The 3,786-nt window shown below is 72.8% G+C and carries 4 protein-coding genes; 3 read left to right on the forward strand and 1 reads right to left on the reverse strand.

Features of this window, described 5'->3' with window-relative positions:
- The 3 genes from IF23_RS0130665 to nudC form a co-directional block, all read left to right on the forward strand.
- A partial coding sequence (locus tag IF23_RS0130665; RefSeq protein WP_030289560.1) for a PD-(D/E)XK nuclease family protein occupies window positions 1–783 on the forward strand: 783 nt, incomplete at its 5' end.
- A gap of 10 nt (window positions 784–793) precedes the next feature.
- Entirely contained in the window at window positions 794–2,194 is a 1,401-nt protein-coding gene (locus tag IF23_RS0130670; RefSeq protein WP_030289562.1) for a dipeptidase, read from the forward strand.
- 67 nt (window positions 2,195–2,261) lie between these two features.
- Complete coding sequence (gene nudC / locus IF23_RS0130675; RefSeq protein WP_030289564.1) at window positions 2,262–3,197, forward strand: NAD(+) diphosphatase; 936 nt, start codon at window positions 2,262–2,264, stop codon at window positions 3,195–3,197.
- A 150-nt stretch (window positions 3,198–3,347) separates the two neighbouring features.
- Here the strand turns inward: nudC and IF23_RS0130680 are convergent, their stop codons facing one another.
- Window positions 3,348–3,605, reverse strand: coding sequence for a glutaredoxin family protein (locus IF23_RS0130680; RefSeq protein ID WP_030289565.1), 258 nt, complete (start codon window positions 3,603–3,605; stop codon window positions 3,348–3,350).
- Window positions 3,606–3,786: the final 181 nt, after the last annotated feature.

The following is a 3,786-nucleotide window of genomic DNA, read 5'->3' on the forward strand; positions in this document are numbered from 1 at the left end:
CCCACCCCCACCGGCCCCGACACCCCGGACCACGACGCCACCGACACCGCCCTCCTCCCCGAGGACCGCCGCACCCTCGCCTCCTGGGACCGCGACCTCGACGCCCTCACCGCCGAACTCCGCCGCGCCCGCGCCACCGTCCGCGACGTCCCCCTCCCACACGCCCTCAGCGCCACCCAGCTGATGCACCTCGCCGCCGACCCCGACGCCTTCGCCCGCGACCTCGCCCGCCCCATGCCCCGCGCACCCCAGCCCGCCGCCCGCCGCGGCACCCGCTTCCACGCCTGGGTCGCCTCCCGCCACGAAGCGCTCCCCCTCCCGCTCCACGACCCCGACGACCTCCCCGGCGCCGACCCCGACGCCCACCCCGACATCGCCGACGAAAGCGACCTCGAAGCCCTCAAGGAAGCCTTCGCCCGCACCCCCTACGCCCACCGCGCCCCACACCGCGTCGAAGCACCGTTCCGTATGACCCTCGCCGGACGCGTCATCAGCGGCCGCATCGACGCCGTCTACACCACACCCGGCCCCGACGGCACCGACCACTTCGAGATCATCGACTGGAAGACCGGCCACACCCAGGACGCCGACCCCCTCCAACTCGCCATCTACCGCCTCGCCTGGGCCGAACGCCACCACCTGCCCCCCACCGCCGTCGACGCCGCCTTCCTCCACGTCCGCACCGGCACCCTCATCCGCCCCGCCCACCTCCCCGGACGCCCCGAACTCGAACGCATCCTCCGCGGCGAGACCGCCGACCGCCCTCACCCGGAAGGCCGATAGGCTCGGACCCATGAGCACCACCCCGGACAGCGCCGTCCACGCGTACCTCACGGCCCACCGCGACACCTTCCTCGCCGACCTCGCCGACTGGCTGCGCATCCCCTCCGTGTCGGCCGACCCCGGCCACACCCCGGACGTGCGCCGCAGCGCCGAATGGCTCGCCGCCAAGCTCACCGCCACCGGCTTCCCCACCGCCGAGATCTGGGAGACCGACGGCCACCCCGCCGTCTTCGCCCACTGGCCCAGCGACGACCCCGACGCCCCCACCGTCCTCGTCTACGGCCACCACGACGTCCAGCCCGCCACCCGCGACGACGGCTGGCACACCGACCCCTTCGAACCACACACCGCCGACGGCAAGCTCTACGCCCGCGGCGCCGCCGACGACAAGGGCCAGGTCTTCTTCCACACCCTCGGCGTCCGCGCCCACCTCGCCGCCACCGGCCGCACCACCCCCGCCGTCCACCTCAAACTCCTCATCGAAGGAGAAGAGGAATCCGGCTCCCCGCACTTCCCCGACCTCATCGCCCGCCACGCCGACCGCCTGGCCTGCGACGCCGTGATCGTCTCCGACACCGGCATGTGGTCCAAGGACACCCCCACCGTCTGCACCGGCATGCGCGGCCTCACCGACTGCCAGATCGACCTCCACGGCCCCGACCAGGACATCCACTCCGGCTCCTTCGGCGGCGCCGTCCCCAACCCCGCCACCGAAGCCGCCCGCCTGGCCGCCGCCCTCCACGACACCGACCGCCGCGTCACCGTCCCCGGCTTCTACGACGGCGTCATCCCCCTCACCGACCAGGAACGCGCCCTCTTCGCCGAACTGCCCTTCGACGAAGCCGCCTGGCTGAGCACCGCCCACTCCCACGCCACCCTCGGCGAGGCGGACCACACCACCCTCGAACGCATCTGGGCCCGCCCCACCGCCGAGGTCAACGGCATCTCCGGCGGCTACCAGGGCCCCGGCGGCAAGACCATCGTCCCCGCCACCGCCCAGCTGAAGCTCTCCTTCCGCCTCGTCGCAGGCCAGGACACCGACGCCGTCCAGCAGGCCGTCCGCGACTGGGTCGCCGCCCAGCTCCCCGACGGCATCCGCCACACCCTCACCTTCTGGGGCGCCACCCGCCCCTGCCTCACCCCCCTCGACCACCCCGCACTCCAGTCCGTCGTCCGCGCCATGGGCCGCGCGTTCGGCCAGAAGATCCGCTTCACCCGCGAAGGCGGCTCCGGACCCGCCGCCGACCTCCAGGACGTCCTCGGCGTACCCGTCCTCTTCCTCGGCATCTCCATCCCCTCCGACGGCTGGCACGCCCCCAACGAAAAGGTCGAACTCGACCTCCTCCTCAAGGGCGCCGAAACCACCGCACACCTCTGGGGCGACCTCGCGGAGCACTGGCACACCACCTGACCCGCCACACCGCCCGCCGCCCCACACGCAGCAACCACCCACGCCACAGGGGGAGTTGGAGACAGCAGTGACCACCTGGACCGACCACGACGCAGACCGGCCGATCACCTTCAGCGCACCGAGCGGCATCGACCGCGCCGCACACCACCGCCTCGACGAGGCATGGCTCGCCGCGGCCTGGAGCCACCCCTCCACGCGCGTCTTCGTGGTCTCCGGCGGTCAGGCCCTCATCGACGACACCCCCGACGGCCGCACCGAACTCATCATGACGCCGTCCTTCGAGGCGCCCCTGACCGAGGCCCACCGCTACTACCTCGGCACCGACGCCGACGGCATCAGCTACTTCGCCCTCCAGAAGGACGTCCTCCCCGGCCGCCTCGACCAGTCCGCCCGCGCCGCCGGACTCCGCGAAGCCGGACTGCTCCTCTCCCCGCGCGACGCCGGACTCCTCGTCCACGCCGTCGCCCTGGAGAACTGGCAGCGCCTGCACCGCTTCTGCTCCCGCTGCGGCGAACGCACCGTCATCGCCGCCGCCGGACACATCCGCCGCTGCCCCGCCTGCGGCGCCGAGCACTACCCCCGCACCGACCCGGCCGTCATCATGCTCGTCACCGACGACCAGGACCGCGCCCTCCTCGGCCGCCAGGTCCACTGGCCCGAAGGCCGCTTCTCCACCCTCGCCGGTTTCGTCGAACCGGGCGAGTCCATCGAGCAGTCCGTGGCCCGCGAGGTCTTCGAGGAGGCCGGCGTCGTCGTCGGCGACGTCGAGTACGTCGCCAGCCAGCCCTGGCCCTTCCCCTCCAGCCTCATGCTCGGCTTCATGGCCCGCGCCACCTCCTCCGACATACACGTCGACGGCGAGGAGATCGAGGAGGCCCGCTGGTTCTCCCGCGACGACCTCACCGCCGCCTTCGCCTCCGGCGAGGTCCTGCCCCCGTACGGCATCTCCATCGCCGCCCGCCTCATCGAAGCCTGGTACGGCAAGCCGCTGCCCAAGCCCTGACCCGCGGCGCACGGCGGGGCGCGTTCCGTGGGGGAGCGTCGCCGCCGGGGGCGGTGCCGGGGCCGGGGCGTCCTCCATCGGTGCGCCGTCCGGACATGACTGTGCCCTCCCCGGGAAACTCCGGGGAGGGCACAGTCGGCGCGCGGTGCCTCAGACGGCCAGCGCCTGCTTGACCTGGTTGAGGCTCGGGTTCGTCATGACGATGTTCTCGCCGCCGGACGGGGGAACCACCAGCACGGTCGGCACCGTCTGGTTGCCGCCGTTCGCCTTCTCCACGAACGCCGCGGACTCGGCGTCATGCTCGATGTTGATCTCGGTGTACGCGATGCCCTCGCGGTCCATCTGGCCCTTCAGCCGACGGCAGTAACCGCACCAGGTCGTGCTGTACATCGTCACAGTGCCCGCCATGCGTCCCGCGCTCCTTCGGTAAGACTCTCGAACAGAAGCCGCCACACCGAACCGGACCCTGAGCCCGAACCGGACCCGACCGACGCCTCACAGGCGTGGCCGGAGTGGCGACGGTAGGGGAACGTCCTGGGGGGCCGGAGCATTCCCGGGGGTGGGTGGGGGGGGAATCCCCGCCCCCTTC

It is taken from the genome of Streptomyces catenulae, from assembly GCF_000718015.1.
Lineage (GTDB): Bacteria > Actinomycetota > Actinomycetes > Streptomycetales > Streptomycetaceae > Streptomyces > Streptomyces catenulae.

Bases quoted from the DNA above. Each gene is read 5' to 3' on its own strand.
- IF23_RS0130680 (WP_030289565.1), bottom strand. From the start codon at position 3,605: ATGGCGGGCACTGTGACGATGTACAGCACGACCTGGTGCGGTTACTGC.
- IF23_RS0130670 (WP_030289562.1), top strand. From the start codon at position 794: ATGAGCACCACCCCGGACAGCGCCGTCCACGCGTACCTCACGGCCCAC.